The sequence below is a fragment of the Serratia sp. GW822-FHT06D09 genome (genome assembly GCF_058799515.1).
This window is the reverse complement of record NZ_JBXALO010000002.1, coordinates 108,219-126,660: the sequence shown is the minus strand read 5'-3', so window position 1 is coordinate 126,660 and position 18,442 is coordinate 108,219. Positions and strand designations below refer to the sequence as shown.

Below are 18,442 nucleotides of genomic sequence, written 5' to 3'. Positions count from 1 at the left end.
TGTATTGAACAGAATTACCCTACGCCGGCGCTAACCCGGCATCAGGCCGATAAAGCTGGTTTTCTTGCGTGGGCCGGTCATCAGCGCTTCCAGTTTCTCCACGCATTGCAGATAGTGCGGCGTCTTTTTATGAGCGGCGACCGCCTGCTCGTCCCGATAGGCTTCATAAATATAAAACCGCGTCGGGATGGATTCATCTTGCAATACGTCAAAACGCAGGTTGCCCGGCTCTTCTATCGCCCCCAGATGATTGGCGCGGAAGACCTCAATAAACTCGTCGATTTTGTCCTGTTTAACGTTAATTTCTACCAGTGTGACGTGCATGGCGACTCCTTGTTAAACCTCGAAGGTCAATGTTCTTTCCAACCATAGGTTTAATCCCACAGATTGCCCCTCCGCAAGGGTAATTTTGCAGCCTGGCTCACAAATCCCGCCAGGCCTGTCGCTTCCCCCACCGGGGCGAACAGTACGGCATCTATAGTTAAGGTTCCTCCCCAGAGAGTGTGAGCTATGGATAACTATTTGATGGCGCTGGATGCAGGCACCGGCAGCGTTCGCGCGGTAATCTTCGATCTGGCGGGTAACCAGATCGCTCAGGGCCAGGCGGAATGGCGGCATTTGGCCGTGCCGGGCGTGCCCGGTTCCATGGAGTTTGACCTCAGCCACAACTGGCAGCTGACCTGCCAATGTATCCGCCAGGCGCTGCAAAACGCCGGTCTCTCTGGCCAGGCCATCCGTTCCGTGGCCTGCTGCTCCATGCGTGAAGGCATCGTACTCTACGATCGCGACGGCGTGCCGATCTGGGCCTGCGCCAACGTTGATGCCCGTGCCAGCCAGGAAGTCAGCGAACTGAAAGAGCTGCATAACCATAATTTTGAGCGCGAGGTTTACCAGTATTCAGGCCAAACGCTGGCGTTGAGCGCCATGCCGCGCCTGCTGTGGCTGGCGCATCACCGGCCGGACATTTACCGTCAGGCGGCAACGCTGACCATGATCAGCGACTGGCTGGCAAATATGCTCAGCGGTGAACTGGCGGTGGATCCCTCCAACGCCGGTACCACCGGCATGCTCGACTTGGTCAACCGCGACTGGCGGCCGGCGCTGCTCGATATGGCAGGACTGCGTGCCGATATGCTGTCGCCGGTGAAAGAGACCGGCTGTGTGCTGGGACACATCACCGAACAGGCGGCACAGCAAAGCGGCTTACTGCGCGGCACACCGGTCGTGATGGGCGGCGGCGATGTGCAACTGGGCAGCCTGGGGCTGGGGGTGGTGCATGCCGGACAGACAGCCGTGCTGGGCGGCACCTTCTGGCAACAGATCGTCAATCTGCCGGAACCGGCCACCGATCCGGAGATGAACATTCGCATCAACCCACACGTGATCCCCGGCATGGCACAAGCGGAGTCGATAAGTTTCTTCACCGGGTTGACCATGCGCTGGTTCCGCGACGCTTTCTGTGCCGAAGAGAAGCTGCTGGCGGAACGACTGGGGGTCGATGCCTACAGCCTGCTGGAAGAGATGGCGGCGCGCGTGCCGCCTGGTGCCTACGGCGTGATGCCGATATTTTCCGACGCCATGCATTTCAAGACCTGGTACCACGCCGCGCCGTCGTTTATTAACCTGTCGCTCGACCCGGAACGCTGCAATAAGCAGACCCTGTTCCGTGCGCTGGAAGAAAATGCCGCTATTGTGTCGGCCTGCAATCTGGAACAAATCGCCAGCTTCTCCGGCGTGCAGGCCCGTTCGCTGGTGTTCGCCGGCGGCGGCTCGAAGGGCAAGCTGTGGAGCCAAATCCTTAGCGACGTTACCGGCCTGACGGTGCGTGTGCCGGTGGTGAAAGAAGCCACCGCGCTGGGTTGCGCAATTGCCGCTGGGGTGGGGGCGGGACTGTATGAATCGTTGGCGCAAACCGGGGAACAGCTGGTGCGTTGGGAGCGAGAATATCAGCCGGATATGGCCAACCATGAGCTGTACCGGCAGCAAAAAGAAACCTGGCGTCAGGTGTATGCCGATCAGCTCACCCTGGTCGATCACGGCCTGACCACCTCGATGTGGAAAGCGCCGGGCTTGTAATACACGACCGGGTGCAGCCTGCTGCACCCATCGCATAAGCTTATGCCAATTAAACATTTAGCCAGCCTGATGGCCGATAGCCCATGCCAGACTGACCGCGCGCGATTATTCCCCCTCAGAAACAGTGTAACCACCGCAAACGGATTTATCCGCCGCAGAGGCCTGCGTAAATTGTGATCTCTGTCACTCCGCGCCTACCGCGCGGTTTACGCATCCACCTGGGACGAGCGGTACTATGCTGAATAATAATGAGAAACCTGCACCATCACCCTGGCTGGCGATCTTCTCGCTGACCGTCGCCTGCTTTGTGATGGTTACCACCGAATTTCTACCGATTGGCCTGCTGACCAATATCGCCCCATCGCTGGACGTCAGCACCGGCAAAGCCGGACTGATGGTGACCGTGCCCGGTATCGTCGCGGCCATCGCCGCCCCTGCCCTCAGTCTGGCGGCCGGTCGGCTCGATCGTCGTCTGCTGATGCTGGCATTGAGCGTGCTATTGACGGTTTCCAACCTGGTCTCCGCACTGGCGGTAAACTTCCCCATGATGTTGCTGGGCCGCGTGCTGCTGGGCATCTGCGTCGGCGGTTTTTGGGCCTTTGCCGCCAACTACGGCCGCCATCTGGTGCCGGAAGCCAGCCAGGGCCGGGCCACTGCGCTTATCCTGAGCGGCATTTCGGTCGGTGCCGTGTGCGGCGTCCCTGCCGGTGCGTTGATTGGAGACCTGTTCGGCTGGCGCGCCGCTTTCTTTGGCAGCGCGGTGCTGGCGGTCGGGGTGTTATTGGCACAGCTACGCCTGCTGACATCGGTCCCCCCCACCCGGCCGGTTACGCCACGCGATCTGCTGTTGCCGCTGCGTCTGCCGATGGCGCGTACCGGGCTTATTGCCATCGTGCTGCTGTTTATCGGCCATTTTGCCGCCTACACCTATCTGAAACCGCTGCTGCAGCAGGTATTCGTCCTCAGCCCGTCGGCGATTTCGCTGCAGCTGCTGGCCTATGGCGCCATTGGCCTGCTCGGAACCTTTTTGGGCGAGAGGCTGGCCGAACGCAGCCTGCGCGCCACCTTTATCCTGATTGCCGCCATGTTGGCTGCCATCCTGATTGTGTCGCCGTTCCTCAGCGGCATCGCCGGGGCTACGCTGATGGTGATGGTATGGGGGTTGGCGTTCGGCGCCGTGCCGGTGTGCGCTACCAACTGGATGTTCGCTGCGGTACCGCAGGCACCGGAGGCCGGCCAGGCACTGTTGGTCTGCGTGATCCAGATTGCCCTGGCCTCCGGCGCGCTGCTGGGTGGAGAAGTAGTTGACTGGCAGGGCGTCAGCAGCGCCATGTTGTTCGGTGGCGCACTGACCCTGTCCGCCGCGCTGGTGTTCGGCCTGACCTTGCGCTCCGGCATGATTAGCGCTAAACAGTCATAATCATTATTTACTGGCAGAAACACTCCCCGGCTTGCCGCCGGGGTCAGACGGCTGACAAAGTCCTCTGTGCTTAAAAGTCATGTTTTGTGTACTAATAAAAACAAAGAATGATGTCTTCAGGTTTACCCCAAACATCCGAAAACCACGCTTTTCGGGTGTTTGTCATCAAATTCACCCCGGCTTGCCGCCGGGGTTTGCACTGAGAGCGCTATGGATCATCATTTACTCGCTATCCGGGTGTTTAACCGCGTGGTGGAAACCGGCGGCTTCACCCGTGCCGCGGACTCGCTGCGGATGCCTAAAGCCACCGTCACCAAGCTGATCCAAAGCCTGGAAGATCACCTGCAAACCAAGCTGTTCAAGCGCACCACCCGCAGCGTGTCGGTAACGCCCGAAGGCGAATGTTACTACCAACGAACGGTTAAATGGCTGGCAGAGCTGGAGCAAATGGAAGGCAGCATGACCGAGTCGCAGAGTGCGCCGCAGGGCGTGCTGCGCATCGACGTTGGCGGTGCCACCGCTCGCCAGCTGCTGTTGCCGGCGCTGCCGGACTTTATTGCCCGCTATCCGCAAATACAGATTGATCTGGGCGTGGGCGATCGACTCATCGACCTGATCAACGACAGCGCTGACTGCGTGATCCGCAGCGGTCCGCTGGCCGACTCCAGCCTGATTGCCCGCCGGTTGTTCGAGCTTGAATGGGTAACCTGCGCAACCCCGGCCTATCTGGCTCATTACGGTACGCCGCAGCACCCCTGCGATCTGGAACTGGGGTATCCGCTGGCACACTATCGTCATGCGTTGAACGATCGTATCCTGCCGCTGCACTTCGTCGATCGAGGCAAAGAAATCGATATCCAGCACCGCTATCACGTCAGCGTCAACGAAAGCAATGCGCTGCTGGCGGCGGCGCTGGCCGGATTGGGTATCATCCAAACCTTCCGTTTTATGGCACAACCGCATCTGGACAGCGGCGAGCTGGTCAGCCTGCTGCACCACTGGCAACCACCGGCTGAGCAGATGTATGTGGTGTACCCTTCCAACCGCCATCTGAGCGCCAAAATGCGGGTATTTATCGATTGGGCGATCGAGACCTTCAAATAGGCGAAAATCGTCGCTATAGTTGTCTGCCCTTGGGCAAAAAATGAACCTAATCATGCGTATCGAACGACTTTCTGCGCATCGCCAGCGCATTGGTGAACTGGCCGCTTTACTGCATCAGGAGTGGCAGGACTTCCCCCCGTGGAGCTGCCGAGAGAAAATCAGCCAGCGCCTGGAACAGCGCTGTGAACCACAGCACCCCGGGCTGGCGCTGTTGGCTCTGTCACCGCAACAACAGATCCTCGGAACCGCCAGCCTGATCGTTTACGAACTGGCAGATAAGCCAGAGCGCAAGTTCTGGCTGGGGGAAGTCTTTACCCATCCACAACACCGCGGCCAGGGCGTGGCTAGCGAACTGATCGCCCAGTGCATTGCCCACTGCCGACGGGAACAGATCACCGCGCTGTATCTCTACACGCCCGACCAACAACCGCTTTATCAGAAACTGGGCTGGCAACCTGTTGAGCAACGTGAAGTTTGTGGCGAAACCGTCACGGTGATGTGCCGCACGCTGTAAGCCGGCGCTTTGTGGTATTATTTTACGTATTATTATTATCACCCGACGGGCATACACCATGGCATATATCCCAAAAAACTACGCGAGGCTGGAGACTGGCTACCGCGAAAAAGCGCTGAAAATCTTTCCCTGGGTCTGCGGACGCTGCTCGCGTGAGTTTGTGTACTCCAACCTGCGCGAACTGACGGTTCACCATATCGATCACGACCACAGCAACAACCCGGAAGACGGCAGCAACTGGGAAATGCTGTGCCTGTATTGTCACGACCATGAGCATTCAAAATACACCGAAGCCGATCAATATGGCTCCACGGTTGTTGCCGGTGAAGATGCGCAAAAAGACGTCGGTCTCGCGACCCATAACCCGTTCGCCAACCTGAAGTCGATGTTGAAAAAGTAGCGTTCTGGCAGCGTCATCATTAGCAGCTTAATAACTTATTAAGCTGCTAAATTAAAAAAATCCTTCCGCTTGTCCCCCCTTCCCAGAACATTCCTACTTACCCGCTGACTACGTTACCAGCAAAATAGGCTGTAAAGTTAACCGCATACTGGCTTGGCAAGCCGCCGACATTGGTGCATATTGTTCAGGCTCTGTTGTAGTTAACCTGTTTAGTTATCAACCTAATAAGCATATTAACTTAATAAGTTACCAGCTTAATAACTTGAGAGATGGCAGCATGATTGTTTTGATTGGCTCGCAAAAGGGTGGCGTAGGGAAATCGACCAAGGCGGTCAATATCGCCGGATATCTGATCCTCAAGCAGGGAAAAACGGCCATCATCGTCGATGCCGACGATCAGAAATCAATCATGACCTGGTATAACGATCGTCAAAATGTTGAAGGTCTGCCGCATATTCCGGTGGTTGCCGCCTCGGGTAAAATCAAAGAGACGCTGCTGGAGCTGGATCGCCATTACGACTATGTGATTGTCGACACCGCCGGCCGCGACAGCGCCGAACTGCGCTCGGGCCTGTTGGCCGCCGATCTGTTCCTTTCTCCGCTGCGCCCGTCGCAGATGGATCTGGACACCGTCGGGTATCTGTCTGAAATGTTCGCCGCGGCGCAAGAATATAACGAGAAGGTGAAAGGCTACATCGTGCTGAACATGTGCCCGACCAACATCTTCATTAATGAAGCCAACGAAGCGGCGCAGGTATTAAGCGAATACCCGGAACTGACGCTGGTCAGTAACCGCCTGTGCGACCGCAAGATTTACCGCGACGCCTGGGGCGAGGCGATTACCGTGCATGAGGCGCATAACGAAAAAGCGCAGGCGGAAATCGAAAGCCTGGTGAAGGAGGTGATCCTGTGAAAAAACGCACCCCAACCCACCGCATGTCGGAAGACGAATTTATCAATAGCGCCACGTCGCACACTTTGCTGGTTCCCGCCCCCGAAGCCAAGCCGCAGGGTCGCAAACGCACTTACAAAGCCATTTCAGTCAGCCTGACCGATAATCACGTCGACGCCATCGATGAAATCATTGTGCAGGCGGCGCGTAACGGCGTGGTGCGCATTACCCGCTCCGATATCATCAAGCTGGCGATTGACGGCCTGGCGGAGAAGAGCGAAGAACATCTGATGCAACTGCTGAAAAAGCTGTAATAGCCTCTTAACCTGCCAACTTAATAAGCCATTAGCTCACCAGGTTGGCAGGTAAAAACCCCTTTTCACGCAGTATCGCCTGCCCCTGTTCCGCCAGAATAAACTCGGCCAAGGGCTGTGCCCGTCCATCCAACAGACACAGACCGTAGTCGGCCTCAATCGTCAGCGAAGGCGGTAACTGCCGCACCACCAGCTCGGGAAACCTTGCCAACGCTGCACCATAGCTGGCGTAACCGAGGAAGATATCCGCCTGCCCGCTGTTGAGCAGATACTCAGCCGCCGGTCGGTCCATCGGCAACGGCGCCGAATCTGGGCCACCCACCAGAGCCAAAGCCCGTTGCCGCAGGGCTGTCCCCTGCCCCGGCAACAGGAATTCAATACGTTCAAATAATTGCAGCGCATAGTCACCGGAAGGATCGGCACCCGGCGTTGAGGTCGCCACCCGCCAACGTGAGTCCAGCAGTACCTCCAACAACGGGCGTTCTGTTAGTCCGGCACTATTATGTACCGTCGCGCATAACCGATTACGGGCAAAAGTTTGTACCCGTGGCGATAAATGCAGATCGACCAATCGCTGCGGATGCGCCAGATTGGCCGAAGCGAAAACATGCGGCCGTTCACCGGCTTCAATGCGCTGACGCAGCAGGCCTGCGGGACCAAATACCGCATCTACAACCTCGCCGGTTTGTGCCTGAAACGCGGCCAGCAGCGGCCTAAATGCCACACGCAGGCTACCGGCGGCAAACAGCAGAAGATTACTCATGATGACGCTCCCTTTGACTGCGATATAAAGGCACCAGCGTTTCAAACTGCCCCCCCTCAATCTGCAAAGCCACCCGCTCAATCGCCAAATCAAACAGTGGCGACAAGCACTCGGCCGTCAGCACCTTGGCACAGGGCCCGATTTGATGCTGTCCCTCGGCCCCCAGCAGCAAGGCACGATCGGCCACCGCATGAGCATGGTTGGGTTGATGGGTCGAAAACATCACCGCCATCTGTCGTTCCCGCGCCAGTGACGAGATCATGCTCAGCACCCGATCCTGGTGATGAAGATCCAATGCCGAAGTGGGTTCATCCAGTATCAGCACCTCGCAGCTCATCGCCAATGCGCGGGCAATCAGCACCAGCTGCCGCTGTCCGCCCGATAAACTGCCAAATTCGCGGTCGGCAAAGCCCAACATATCCAGCGACTGCAGGGCTTCTTTCGCCAGCCGATGATCCTGCGCCGAAGGGGAGCGGAACAACCCCACATAACGCGCTCGCCCCATCAGCACGATATCCAGCACCCGATAGGCAAAAGGCGCCGTGAAATGCTGCGGCACAAAACCGATGCCGCCGGCACATTCAACCGCCCCCTGTTGCAGCGGCAGGGTGCCGAGCAACAGCTGCATCAGGGTACTTTTGCCGCGCCCGTTGGGGCCCAGTACCGCCAAGACTTCGCCACGCGACAATTGCAGGCTCAGCGCGTTAAACAAAGGCGCTTGGCCGGGCCAACCAAAACTGAGATCTTTAGCCGTCAGTAATGTCTCAGCCATGCCAACCTCTCAGTTGCGCACGGCGCAACAGCAACGCAAACAGCGGTGCGCCAATCAATGCCGTTAAAATGCCCAGCGGAATTTCACTGCTGCTCAGCGTGCGTGCCAAATCGTCGATCAACACCATATACAACGCCCCCAAACACAGAGAAGCCGGTAACAGACGACGATGATCGGGGCCAACCAGCAGCCGGGCAACGTGCGGAATAACCAACCCAACCCAGCCAATGCTGCCGCTGACCGCCACCTGTGCGGCGACAATCGCGGCGCACAGCGTCAGGATCAACCAGCGGGTGCGCTCGACGTTAATGCCCAGTGCAGCGGCATCCTCATCCCCCATCGACAGCAAATTGATTCTCCAGCGCAATGTCAATAACAGCCCGCCAGCCAACAACAACGGCAGGAAAAGCATCAACAGTTTATTGTCGTCGGCGGTGGCGAAGCTGCCCAGCAGCCAGAACACGATGCTCGGCAGTTTCTCTTCGGTATCGGCCAGATATTGCAACAGGCTGACGCAGGCGGAGAAAAAGCCGCTGAGGATCACCCCAGCCAGCACCAGCGACAAAATATTGCGCCGGGCGATGGCGCTGGTAATGGCAAAAATCAGCAGCAACGCCGCCATGCCGAATACAAATGCAGACAGCAACAGCGCGGCCATCGGCAGGCTAAGTAAAATTGCCAGCGTGCCGCCAAAGGCTGCACCGGAAGAGACACCGATGATATGCGGATCCACCAGCGGATTACGAAATACCCCCTGCAGCGCGGCGCCACACAGGGCCAGAGAGGCGCCGGCCCCCATCGCCAATAACACTCTGGGTACGCGAACCCCCAGAATCACCTGACGTTGAACCGCATCGATAGCACCGTTCGGGCCGGTCAACGGCTCGAGCAGGATCATCAGACTGTGAGCTGCCGATACCGGGTAACGGCCAATCCCCAACGACAGCAGCGCGCAAAACAACGTCAGCAGGAGCAGCCAGCCAAGCCTCATTGCTCGCTCTGGCAACAGCTGCTGCGATAATACTGCCGGTAATAGGCATCCACCCGCTGCTGCAAATTGACGTCGCTAAAACGCTGCGGATACAGCTTTTTCGCCATCCAGAGTTCACCCAGCGCCAACGCTTCCGGCATCGGGTAACCCCAGGCCTTGGCGTATTCCGGCATCAGATAGACGCGTTTATTTTTTACCGCGTCAATCCCCTGCCACTGCGGCGAACTGAGGATTTGCTGCACCACCTCGGGATAACGCTCCTGAACGAAAATCACCGCCGGGTTCCACTTCAGCACGTCTTCAATCGATACCTGCTTAAAACCCTGAATATCCTTCGCCGCCACGTTTAGTGCGCCGGCATGCTGCATCATCAGCCCGGTGTATTTGCCCGAACCGTAGGTGGTTAAATCCGGATTGGCCATATACACCCGAACCCGTTGGTCCGCAGGCAGGTCTCGCAGCCGGTCGGCCACCAGCGTTCTCTGCTGAAAGACGTCCTGGATCATCGCCTCTGCCTGCGGCTGGTGCCCCATTACCGTGCCGATCAGGCGGATACCGTCCTGCAGGCCAAGGTTATAGGCCTGGTCTTCATCATTGAGTACCGGGTTCATTTTCCCGGCCTGATCCGCCGCCTCACGGCGCAACGAAATAGCCACCACCGGAATACCGACCCGTTCAATCTGGGCAATCATTTCCGGCGGTGCATAGTTGGCGACAAACACTACCTGCGGGTGCAGGCTGAGCAGGCTTTCGATGTTCACCGAGGTGAGATCGCCCGGCATCGGCATTTTTGCCAACCCAGGTGCCAGCCGCAGATAATTTGGCCCCAGCTGTTTCTTCCAGCTACTGAGCACACCTACCACCTGCGGCAGCGCGTCGAGCTGCACCAGCAGGTTCAGCGTCTGGTGTTGCAGCACCACCGCGCGGGTGATGGTATCGGGCAATGTGACCTGTCTGTTGAGTTGGTCGGTGACCTGGCGATTTGCCTGCGCGGCGGAAGAGAAAAGAATAAAAATCAGCAACAAGCGTTTGAACATGGGGGTTTCCGGTGAGTTATCGTTATATATAAAATCATATAGCGATAGCCATGGCGAAACAATCAGCGGGATCAAAACAACGGGATTTTCCGTGCGAAAGCAGAACGGTTATGCGCTGAAGAGCTTGGGATCTCAAAAGCAACGCAAACCCTCTCCCACCGCGATGAGAGAGGGTCAGAGAGGGTGATTACTTCAGCGTAAAGCTCTGTGCCTGTACGTTGTCAGAGTCCAGGCCGACAAACACGTTAAACTTGCCCGGTTCCGCGCCCCATTTCAGGCTGGCGTTATAGAACTTGAGATCGTCTTCGGTGATCGGCAGCTCAACGGTCTGCGCCTGGCCCGCTTTCAGCATCACTTTCTTAAAGTTGCGTAGCTCTTTCACCGGACGGCTGACCGAGGCGGTCACGTCCTGCAGGTACAGCTGCACAACGGTGGCACCATCATATTTGCCGGTATTCTTCAGCGTGACGCTGGCGGTGATCTTGCCGTTGCGCGCCATTGTCGGGCTGGAAAGTTTCAGGTCCGACAGGCTGAAGCTGGTGTAGCTCAGGCCATAACCGAAGGGATACAGCGGACCGTTTGGCGAGTCAAAGTAGCGCGAGGTGTATTTGCCCGGGTTTTCCTTGCCGAACGGACGGCCGGTGTTCAGGTGGTTGTAATACATCGGGATCTGACCGACCGAACGCGGGAAGGTCATCGGTAACTTGCCCGACGGGTTGTAATCGCCAAACAGCACGTCGGCAACCGCATTACCGCCTTCGGTACCGCTGTACCAGGTTTCCAGCATCGCATCCGCCTGCTGGCTTTCCCAACTCAGCGCCAGCGGTCGGCCGTTCATCAGCACCAATACCAAAGGCTTGCCGGTGGCTTTCAGCGCTGCGATCAGGTCGCGCTGGCTTTGCGGGATAGTAATATCGGCGCGGCTGGACGCTTCATGCGCCATGCCCTGCGATTCCCCGACCACCGCTACCACCACGTCGGCTTTCTTCGCCGCCTGTACCGCTTCGTCAATCATCTGCTGCGGTGGACGGGTGTCAAACACCACCGCCGGCTCATACTCGTTCAGGTAGTCGATAATGCTCTTGTCCTGAGTGACGTTGGCCCCCTTGGCATAGAGGATTTTCGCCTTGTCGCCCACCGCACGTTCCAGCCCTTCGCGGAGGGTCACCGACTGTTTGATTACCCCAGCCGCCGACCAGCTGCCCATCACGTCACGCTGGCTGTCGGCCATCGGCCCGACCAGCGCAATGGTCGCCTGTTTGCTTAACGGCAATGTCTGCCGGTCGTTCTTCAACAGCACCATAGTCTTACGCGCGATAACGCGCGCTTCGGCACGGTGCAGGCGGCTTTCGGCATTGGTGTCCTGCGGGTCGGAACCTGCCGGGCCAAGATGGGTGTAAGGGTCTTTAAACAGGCCCATATCATATTTGGTGTTCAACACGTCGCGACAGGCACGGTCAATGTCGCTTTCCGACACCAGCCCGTCTTTCACCAGCCCCGGCAGGTATTGGTCGTAATATTCGTCGCTCATGCTCATGTCGACGCCAGAGGTGATCGCCAGTCGTACTGCATCACGCGCGTCCGCAGCCACACCGTGTTTTATCAGCTCTTTGATCGCACCGTGGTCGCTGATGGTGATGCCCTTGAAGCCCCACCGATCGCGCAGCAGGTCCTTCAGCAGCCATGGGTTAGCGGTGGCCGGAATGCCATTCACCGAATTGAGCGACACCATGACGCCACCGCTGCCGGCTTCCACCGCCGCTTTATAGGGCGGCAGATAGTCCTGATACATCCGCAATGGGCTCATATCGACGGTGTTGTAGTCGCGGCCGCCTTCAGTAGCGCCGTACAGCGCGAAGTGCTTCACGCTGGCCATGATTGAGCCGGGCTTGGACGGGTCACCGTTTTGGTAGGCGTCCACCATCACCTTGGCGATTTTGGATACCAGCCAGGTGTCTTCACCGAAGCCTTCAGAGACCCGGCCCCAACGCGGATCGCGGGTGATGTCGACCATCGGTGAGAAGGTCATGTTCAGGCCGTCGTCGCTGGCTTCCTGCGCCGACACCCGACCGCTGAGTGCGATGGCTTCCAGATCAAAGCTGGCCGCCAACCCGAGGCTGATAGGGAACACGGTACGTTGGCCGTGCACCACATCATAGGCAAAGAACAGCGGGATTTTCAGGCGGCTGAGCTGCATCGCCTGATCCTGCATAACGCGGATATCCGGCCGGGTGACGGTGTTGAAGATGGCGCCAATCTGCCCCTTGCTGATGCCGTCGCGGATCGCCTCTTTCGGGTTATCCGGGCCGACGCTGATTAACCGCAGCTGGCCGATTTTTTCTTCCAGCGTCATCTGCTTCATCAGGTTGGAAACAAAGGCATCGCGCTGCTGGGCATTAACGCCTTGCGTTACGGCGTTTTCCTGTGCAAAAACCGGGCTGAAGGCCAGACCGGACAACATACTCACCACACAAAGCCATTTCATATTTTTTATCTCAGGCATGCTCCCGTCGCAGACCGCGGCGGAGATGATTAATCGATGTGAAAAGGCAGTGTGCCATACTCCTTTTCACCGCAGAAATACTTTGTAATGTTAAAGGTTACAAGCTATTAGCGCGGGCCGGGCGATAGTTTTTCAGCCGGGTGCGGCTTTGCGCCGCCTCATCGCCCAGGAAATCCACCAGCGTAGTTAATGCCGGCGATTGCACTGCTCGTTCAGGATAGACCAGATAGTAAGCCGCACCGCTGAGCACGCTGAGTGGGAACGGCGTAACGATACGCTGCGCCTGAATGTCTTCCTCCAGCAAACATAAATCACCGATGGCGATGCCAAAACCCTGCAGTGCCGCACTCATCGCCAGATCGAGCGTATCGAAATGCTGCGCCTTACCGGAAGGCAGCGCTTCCTGCCCCGCCGCCTTTAGCCACAGCAGCCAGTCGCGGCGATCGCGCGTGGGATGTAACAGCGTTTTCTCCGCCAGATCGGCCGGCGTTGGCGGGCGGGATAAATCGGGCAGGTAAGTCGGCGTGCAGACCGGCGTGAGAATTTCATCGAACAGATGATGCACCGTCAGTTTTTTGCCCTGCGGCTGGCCGAACACCACCGCGGCATCGAAGTGTTCCGCAGCGAAATCCAGCCCGTGCGATACCGAAGCGGTCAGCTCAATATGCATTTCCGGTCGCTCGTTTTGAAGCCGGATAATACGCGGCAACACCCAGCGCATGGCACAGGTCGGGCACTTGATCCGCAAGGTCCCCGGCTGCGCCCCGATTCTGCTCAGCGCCTCATCCAACTGTCCCAGGGCTTGCTGCACCGGGGCCAACAGCATGGCTCCCTGCGGTGTCAACGTCAGGCCACGCGCGCGACGGCTAAACAACGGATAACCCAGATGCTGTTCCAGCCCCAGTATTTGCCGGCTGACCGCGCCCTGCGTCAGGTGCAGGCTCTGAGCGGCGTGGGTGAAATTAAGGCGCTGGGCCACCACCAAAAAGGTTTTCAATACGTCGAGCGACGGCAGTAATGACGACATGGCGAGTTCCTTGATATCCCCTGAAATTCCAAGGATTCCCCCAAATAATTGGAACGACATCAAGGCGGCCAGTGAACGCAACCCGATGAGCTGACATGAGTCAGTGATTCGGGTAAGTAAGCGCAGCCAACGCCGAGATCGTTTCAAGAATGAAGGGGAATCAGTCATGATCTGAGTGCATGGCAAGTATGACAAACTTTCCCTTGTTGGCCTACCGTCATTGATGCTTAATCAAGCGATATCCCCCTATTCCCTGGAGCCACTCATGCAGAGCGCCTGCGCACAACGTTCAAAGTTGCCGGACGTCGGCACCACTATTTTTACCGTTATCGGCCAGCTCAGCGCCGAACACCAGGCCCTGAATCTGTCGCAGGGCGCGCCAAACTTCGCCTGTGAACCGCAATTGGTTGAGGCAGTGTCGCAAGCCATGCGTGCAGGACATAACCAGTACGCGCCGATGAGCGGCGTGGCAGCATTGCGTATCGCGCTGGCGGATAAAGTTGAACGTTTATATGGCACACGCTATGACGCCGACGAAGAAATCACGGTCATTGCCAGCGCCAGCGAAGGGTTGTATTCCGCCATCAGCGCACTGGTGCACCCTGGCGATGAGGTGATCTATTTTGAACCGGCGTTCGACAGCTATGCGCCGATCGTGCGTCTGCAGGGCGCCACTCCGGTGGCGATTAAACTGTCGCTGGAAGATCTGCATATTGACTGGGATGAGGTCGCTGCGGCCATCAACAGCAAAACGCGGATGATCATCGTCAACAGCCCGCACAACCCAACGGGCAGCGTATTCGGTGAACATGATATCGAACGGCTGACCGCCCTGACTCGCAATACCGACATCGTCATTCTGTCCGACGAAGTTTACGAACACGTGGTGTTCGACGGCGATATTCATCACAGCATGGCACGCCACCTGCAGCTGGCCGAACGTAGCGTGATCGTTTCGTCGTTTGGCAAAACCTATCACGTCACCGGCTGGCGCATCGGTTACTGCATGGCACCGGCGGCGCTGATGGACGAGATCCGCAAGGTACACCAGTTTATGGTGTTTTCCGCCGATACCCCGATGCAGTACGCCTTCGCCGAAGCCTTGGCTAACCCGCAAAGTTATTTAGGGCTGGCGGCTTTCTACCAGCAAAAACGCGACCTGCTGGCGAACGCCCTGCAAGATTCGCGCTTTGAATTACTGCCCAGCCGTGGCAGTTTCTTTATGCTGGCCCGCTTTAGCGGTTTCAGCAGCGAAAGCGACAACGATTTTGCGGTGCGTCTGATCCGCGAAGCCAAAGTCGCCACTATCCCGCTGTCGGCGTTCTACAGCGACGGCACCAATACCGGCATTATTCGACTGAGTTTTTCAAAAGATAACCAGACCCTGCTGGAGGGCGCACGCCGTCTGTGTCAGGTGTAATGCATTCACTTTTGCTTTGACCATGGGAAAAGGGCTCTGAATATGAAATCACTGAAAACGTTGATCGCCGCAGGCTGCCTGCTGGCCGCCGGTTCCACGCTGGCGGCGGAAAACACCTTGCGTTTTGGCCTGGAAGCGCTGTACCCACCGTTTGAATCCAAATCTGCCAGCGGTCAGCTCGTCGGTTTTGATATCGATCTGGGCAATGCCGTTTGCGCCGCCGCCCAGTTGAAATGCAGCTGGGTTGAAACCTCTTTCGACAGCCTGATCCCGGCGCTGAAGGCGCGCAAGTTTGACGCCATCAACTCGGCGATGAACGTCACCGATCAGCGTCGCCAGGCCATCGACTTCACCGATTCAATCTATCAGGTACCGAACCGCCTGATCGCCAAGGCCGACAGCGGCCTGTTGCCGAACGCCACCTCGCTGGCAGGCAAACACGTCGGCGTGCTGCAAGGCTCGATTCAGGAGACTTATGCCAAGGCTCACTGGGCACCGCAGGGCGTGGACGTGGTGTCTTATCAGGATCAGAACCAGGCCTATCTGGACCTGACCGCCGGGCGTCTCGACGCCACGCTGGTGATGGCCCCGTCGGGACAAAGCGGTTTCCTGGCGCACCCGGACGGTAAGGGCTTTGCCTTCGTCGGCGATGCGGTCAGCGACGACAAAATCCTTGGCGAGGGCATTGCTTTCGGCCTGCGTAAAGGCGATGAGGCGCTGAAGAAAAAACTGAATGAGGCGATCGTCAAAGTGAAGCAGCAAGGCACGGTGAGCGAGCTGGCGAAGAAATATTTTGGCGATATTGACGTAACGGTGAAGTAAAAATCAGGGGCGAAAATCGCTTCGCCCCTGACTGTTTTAGCGATCGAATACCGAACTGTTCAACGCACGATCCTGCTGATGGCGCTCCAGCGCCAGCTCAATCAGACGGGTAATCAGTTGGCTATAGCTGATGCCGCTGGCGGCCCACAGTTTGGGATACATGCTGATATTGGTGAAGCCCGGCAGCGTGTTGATCTCGTTGATCACCACGTTGTTGTCCGGCGTCAGGAACACGTCCACGCGCGCCAAACCGAAACATTCCAGCGCCCGGAAGGCTTTCAGCGCCACCTCACGGATTTTGTCGCTCACCTCCGGCGTAATCGCCGCCGGTACCACGACCTGAGCGCCCTGCTCGTTGATGTATTTGGTGTCGTACGAATAGAAGGCGTCGCTCAGCACGATTTCGCCACACAGGCTGGCCTGCGGATCATCATTGCCCAGCACCGCACACTCGATTTCGCGGCCGACAATCGCCGACTCCACCAGCACTTTGTGATCGAAACTGAACGCCAGCGCCACTGCGGCCTCATAGCCGTCGCGATCCTGCACCTTGCTGACGCCCACCGAAGAACCCTGGTTAGCCGGTTTAACAAACAGCGGCAGCCCCAGGCGTTCGCTGAGCTGTTCAAACGTGAATTTGGCGCGGTTGCTGCGCGTCAGGGTTACAAAGGGCGCGACCGCCAGCCCGGCATCACGCAGCAAGCGTTTGGTGACGTCTTTGTCCATGCTGACCGCAGACCCCAGCACGCCAGCGCCAACGAACGGCAAATTCGCCATCCGCAGTAGCCCCTGCAATGAACCATCTTCCCCCAGCGTGCCGTGCACTATCGGGAACACCACGTCGAGCTGGCCCAGCGCACCGGCGCTGCCTGACTCGATCAACTGCTGTTTTTCCTGACCGGGGATCAGCGCTACATTTTTATTTGAGCGGTTCAACGCAATCAGCGCCGGGTTTTCCGCATTCAGCAGATAGTTGGACGCATCGTTGATGTGCCAATGCCCCTGCTTGTCTATCCCCAGCAATGTGACGTCAAACTTCTCTTTGTCTATGGCATCCACAATGTTTTTTGCCGACTGCAGTGAAACCTCATGCTCCGCCGATTTACCGCCGAAGATCACCCCAACACGTAATTTGGTCACGCCCTAATCCTTCTGAAAAATCATGGCAAAAAAGTCGTTTATCACAATAAACGCATTGCCCCGTGGCAGCAATCGTTGCAACCCGGAAAATGACCACCCCACGGAATGCCAAATTGCGACCATCCAAAACGTATACACTTCGTATATTACTCACTGAGGAGCAGCCTATGGGCATTGTGAAAATTTCAGACGCGCTGCATGACGATCTGCGCCTCGCCAGCCTGACGATGACGCGTTCGATTAACGCGCAGGCGGAATACTGGATCAAGATCGGCATGCTGGCGGAGTTCCATCCGGAACTGACCTACCCCCAACTGGTAAAAAAAATGATGAAAGATAACGCGATGACGTTAAAGGAGATTGTCGGGTGAAACAGATTGTGATCAAAACACCGGAAGAGATTGTCAAAATGCGTCACTCTGGCGCGCTGCTGGCAAAGGTGTTTGCTATGCTCGATGAGGTGATAGTCGAAGGTATCTCCACGATGGAGATTAACGACCGCGCCGAAGCCTTTATCGTTGATGAGCTGAAATCGCGCCCGTCTACAAAAGGACAGTACGGTTTTCCCTATGTGCTCAATACCTCGATTGACGAAGTGATCTGTCACGGCGTTCCGTCGGTCAGCAAAATACTGCGCTCCGGCATGATCGTTAACGTCGACATTACGCTGGAACACGACGGTTATATTGCCGACTCCAGTAAAATGTACTGCATTGGGCAGATCACGCCGCTGGCCAAACGGCTGGTGAATAACGTGTATGAGTCGATGTGGCAAGGCATCCGCGTGGTGAAACCGGGCGCGACGCTGGGGGATATCGGCCATGCAATTCAACAGCATGCAGAACAGGCCGGATACAGCATCGTGCGGGAGTACTGCGGCCACGGTATCGGCCGCGAGATGCACGAAGAGCCGGCGGTAATGCACTTTGGCAAACCGGGTACCGGAATGGTACTGCAGGAAGGCATGGTGTTTACCATCGAGCCGATGATCAATCAGGGCGACCACCGCATCAAGCAAAAGAAAGACGGTTGGACAGTGGTTACGCGCGACAAAAAGCTGTCTGCCCAGTGGGAGCACACCGTGGCGGTCACCGCCGACGGCGTGGAAATCCTGACGCTGCGCGACGAAGAGCGCCAGGCTGGTTACAAAGAACGATACTAAGTTATTAAGCCATTAAGCTACCAAGTTAATGACTTACTAAATTAATCACCTCATGGATTTCACCGGGCAATCGACAAGGCTGCCC

Annotated in this window: 19 protein-coding genes; 11 read left to right on the top strand and 8 right to left on the bottom strand. The window is 57.3% G+C overall.

All coding sequences use genetic code 11. The features are described from left to right. Positions 1-30 precede the first annotated feature (30 nt). Positions 31-324, bottom strand: a complete 294-nt coding sequence (gene lsrG / locus AC1RKG_RS04385) for a (4S)-4-hydroxy-5-phosphonooxypentane-2,3-dione isomerase (RefSeq protein WP_020825799.1) — start codon at positions 322-324, stop codon at positions 31-33. A gap of 186 nt (positions 325-510) precedes the next feature. On the opposite strand from lsrG, the gene lsrK reads away from it, so the two are divergent. The 7 genes from lsrK (at position 511) to AC1RKG_RS04350 (ending at position 6,720) form a co-directional block, all read left to right on the top strand. Beyond that, positions 511-2,076 carry an autoinducer-2 kinase gene (gene lsrK / locus AC1RKG_RS04380; RefSeq protein ID WP_046374197.1) on the top strand — a complete coding sequence of 522 codons (1,566 nt, stop codon included), beginning with the start codon at positions 511-513 and terminating at the stop codon, positions 2,074-2,076. Between the two features lie 235 nt (positions 2,077-2,311). Further along, complete coding sequence (locus AC1RKG_RS04375) at positions 2,312-3,496, top strand: MFS transporter (RefSeq protein WP_020825797.1); 1,185 nt, start codon at positions 2,312-2,314, stop codon at positions 3,494-3,496. A gap of 210 nt (positions 3,497-3,706) precedes the next feature. Then, positions 3,707-4,600: a LysR family transcriptional regulator gene (locus AC1RKG_RS04370; protein WP_493182186.1), complete on the top strand. Its 894-nt coding sequence runs from the start codon at positions 3,707-3,709 to the stop codon at positions 4,598-4,600. Between the two features lie 52 nt (positions 4,601-4,652). Then, entirely contained in the window at positions 4,653-5,114 is a 462-nt protein-coding gene (locus AC1RKG_RS04365; RefSeq protein WP_020825795.1) for a GNAT family N-acetyltransferase, read from the top strand. Positions 5,115-5,172: 58 nt separating this feature from the next. Next, a complete protein-coding gene (yajD, locus tag AC1RKG_RS04360; protein WP_020825794.1) occupies positions 5,173-5,514 on the top strand; it encodes an HNH nuclease YajD in 342 nt (113 codons plus the stop codon). A 277-nt stretch (positions 5,515-5,791) separates the two neighbouring features. Next, positions 5,792-6,427 carry a division plane positioning ATPase MipZ gene (locus AC1RKG_RS04355; protein ID WP_129983947.1) on the top strand — a complete coding sequence of 212 codons (636 nt, stop codon included), beginning with the start codon at positions 5,792-5,794 and terminating at the stop codon, positions 6,425-6,427. Then, a complete protein-coding gene (locus AC1RKG_RS04350; RefSeq protein ID WP_020825792.1) occupies positions 6,424-6,720 on the top strand; it encodes a hypothetical protein in 297 nt (98 codons plus the stop codon). Before AC1RKG_RS04355 ends, AC1RKG_RS04350 begins: the two co-directional genes overlap by 4 nt. 31 nt (positions 6,721-6,751) lie before the next feature. On the opposite strand, the gene AC1RKG_RS04345 is transcribed toward AC1RKG_RS04350, so the two are convergent. The 6 genes from AC1RKG_RS04345 to AC1RKG_RS04320 form a co-directional block, all read right to left on the bottom strand. After that, complete coding sequence (locus tag AC1RKG_RS04345) at positions 6,752-7,483, bottom strand: substrate-binding domain-containing protein (RefSeq protein WP_493182185.1); 732 nt, start codon at positions 7,481-7,483, stop codon at positions 6,752-6,754. Next, a complete protein-coding gene (locus tag AC1RKG_RS04340; RefSeq protein WP_493182184.1) occupies positions 7,476-8,255 on the bottom strand; it encodes an ABC transporter ATP-binding protein in 780 nt (259 codons plus the stop codon). The genes AC1RKG_RS04345 and AC1RKG_RS04340 overlap by 8 nt, the downstream gene beginning before the upstream one ends. Continuing rightward, positions 8,248-9,246 (bottom strand): FecCD family ABC transporter permease, encoded by a 999-nt coding sequence (locus AC1RKG_RS04335; protein ID WP_493182182.1) that lies wholly within the window; start codon positions 9,244-9,246, stop codon positions 8,248-8,250. The genes AC1RKG_RS04340 and AC1RKG_RS04335 overlap by 8 nt, the downstream gene beginning before the upstream one ends. Continuing rightward, the gene (locus tag AC1RKG_RS04330) at positions 9,243-10,283 is read right to left on the bottom strand and encodes an ABC transporter substrate-binding protein (RefSeq protein ID WP_493182180.1); all 1,041 of its coding nucleotides are present in this window, start codon (positions 10,281-10,283) and stop codon (positions 9,243-9,245) included. The genes AC1RKG_RS04335 and AC1RKG_RS04330 overlap by 4 nt, the downstream gene beginning before the upstream one ends. 187 nt (positions 10,284-10,470) lie before the next feature. Further along, positions 10,471-12,768, bottom strand: coding sequence for a beta-glucosidase BglX (gene bglX, locus AC1RKG_RS04325; RefSeq protein WP_493182179.1), 2,298 nt, complete (start codon positions 12,766-12,768; stop codon positions 10,471-10,473). 115 nt (positions 12,769-12,883) lie between these two features. Continuing rightward, entirely contained in the window at positions 12,884-13,813 is a 930-nt protein-coding gene (locus AC1RKG_RS04320) for a LysR substrate-binding domain-containing protein (RefSeq protein WP_493182178.1), read from the bottom strand. Between the two features lie 265 nt (positions 13,814-14,078). On the opposite strand from AC1RKG_RS04320, the gene AC1RKG_RS04315 reads away from it, so the two are divergent. Beyond that, a complete protein-coding gene (locus AC1RKG_RS04315) occupies positions 14,079-15,233 on the top strand; it encodes a pyridoxal phosphate-dependent aminotransferase (RefSeq protein WP_493182176.1) in 1,155 nt (384 codons plus the stop codon). Positions 15,234-15,275: 42 nt separating this feature from the next. Next, positions 15,276-16,055: an ABC transporter substrate-binding protein gene (locus AC1RKG_RS04310; RefSeq protein WP_020825784.1), complete on the top strand. Its 780-nt coding sequence runs from the start codon at positions 15,276-15,278 to the stop codon at positions 16,053-16,055. Positions 16,056-16,091: 36 nt separating this feature from the next. Here the strand turns inward: AC1RKG_RS04310 and ddlA are convergent, their stop codons facing one another. Continuing rightward, positions 16,092-17,195 (bottom strand): D-alanine--D-alanine ligase, encoded by a 1,104-nt coding sequence (gene ddlA, locus AC1RKG_RS04305; RefSeq protein ID WP_115059531.1) that lies wholly within the window; start codon positions 17,193-17,195, stop codon positions 16,092-16,094. Between the two features lie 167 nt (positions 17,196-17,362). Here ddlA and AC1RKG_RS04300 point away from each other — a divergent pair, with 167 nt between their 5' ends. Further along, entirely contained in the window at positions 17,363-17,566 is a 204-nt protein-coding gene (locus AC1RKG_RS04300; protein WP_020825782.1) for a ParD-like family protein, read from the top strand. After that, positions 17,563-18,357, top strand: coding sequence for a type I methionyl aminopeptidase (map, locus tag AC1RKG_RS04295; protein ID WP_046374205.1), 795 nt, complete (start codon positions 17,563-17,565; stop codon positions 18,355-18,357). The genes AC1RKG_RS04300 and map overlap by 4 nt, the downstream gene beginning before the upstream one ends. The last annotated feature ends 85 nt before the right edge of the window (positions 18,358-18,442 follow it).

Excerpts from the sequence above, each read along its gene's own strand:
- lsrG (WP_020825799.1), bottom strand. The coding sequence starts at position 324 with ATGCACGTCACACTGGTAGAAATTAACGTTAAACAGGACAAAATCGAC.
- lsrK (WP_046374197.1), top strand. The coding sequence starts at position 511 with ATGGATAACTATTTGATGGCGCTGGATGCAGGCACCGGCAGCGTTCGC.
- AC1RKG_RS04375 (WP_020825797.1), top strand. The coding sequence starts at position 2,312 with ATGCTGAATAATAATGAGAAACCTGCACCATCACCCTGGCTGGCGATC.
- AC1RKG_RS04370 (WP_493182186.1), top strand. The coding sequence starts at position 3,707 with ATGGATCATCATTTACTCGCTATCCGGGTGTTTAACCGCGTGGTGGAA.
- AC1RKG_RS04365 (WP_020825795.1), top strand. The coding sequence starts at position 4,653 with ATGCGTATCGAACGACTTTCTGCGCATCGCCAGCGCATTGGTGAACTG.
- yajD (WP_020825794.1), top strand. The coding sequence starts at position 5,173 with ATGGCATATATCCCAAAAAACTACGCGAGGCTGGAGACTGGCTACCGC.
- AC1RKG_RS04355 (WP_129983947.1), top strand. The coding sequence starts at position 5,792 with ATGATTGTTTTGATTGGCTCGCAAAAGGGTGGCGTAGGGAAATCGACC.
- AC1RKG_RS04345 (WP_493182185.1), bottom strand. The coding sequence starts at position 7,483 with ATGAGTAATCTTCTGCTGTTTGCCGCCGGTAGCCTGCGTGTGGCATTT.
- AC1RKG_RS04340 (WP_493182184.1), bottom strand. The coding sequence starts at position 8,255 with ATGGCTGAGACATTACTGACGGCTAAAGATCTCAGTTTTGGTTGGCCC.
- AC1RKG_RS04335 (WP_493182182.1), bottom strand. The coding sequence starts at position 9,246 with ATGAGGCTTGGCTGGCTGCTCCTGCTGACGTTGTTTTGCGCGCTGCTG.
- AC1RKG_RS04330 (WP_493182180.1), bottom strand. The coding sequence starts at position 10,283 with ATGTTCAAACGCTTGTTGCTGATTTTTATTCTTTTCTCTTCCGCCGCG.
- bglX (WP_493182179.1), bottom strand. The coding sequence starts at position 12,768 with ATGAAATGGCTTTGTGTGGTGAGTATGTTGTCCGGTCTGGCCTTCAGC.
- AC1RKG_RS04320 (WP_493182178.1), bottom strand. The coding sequence starts at position 13,813 with ATGTCGTCATTACTGCCGTCGCTCGACGTATTGAAAACCTTTTTGGTG.
- AC1RKG_RS04315 (WP_493182176.1), top strand. The coding sequence starts at position 14,079 with ATGCAGAGCGCCTGCGCACAACGTTCAAAGTTGCCGGACGTCGGCACC.
- AC1RKG_RS04310 (WP_020825784.1), top strand. The coding sequence starts at position 15,276 with ATGAAATCACTGAAAACGTTGATCGCCGCAGGCTGCCTGCTGGCCGCC.
- AC1RKG_RS04300 (WP_020825782.1), top strand. The coding sequence starts at position 17,363 with ATGGGCATTGTGAAAATTTCAGACGCGCTGCATGACGATCTGCGCCTC.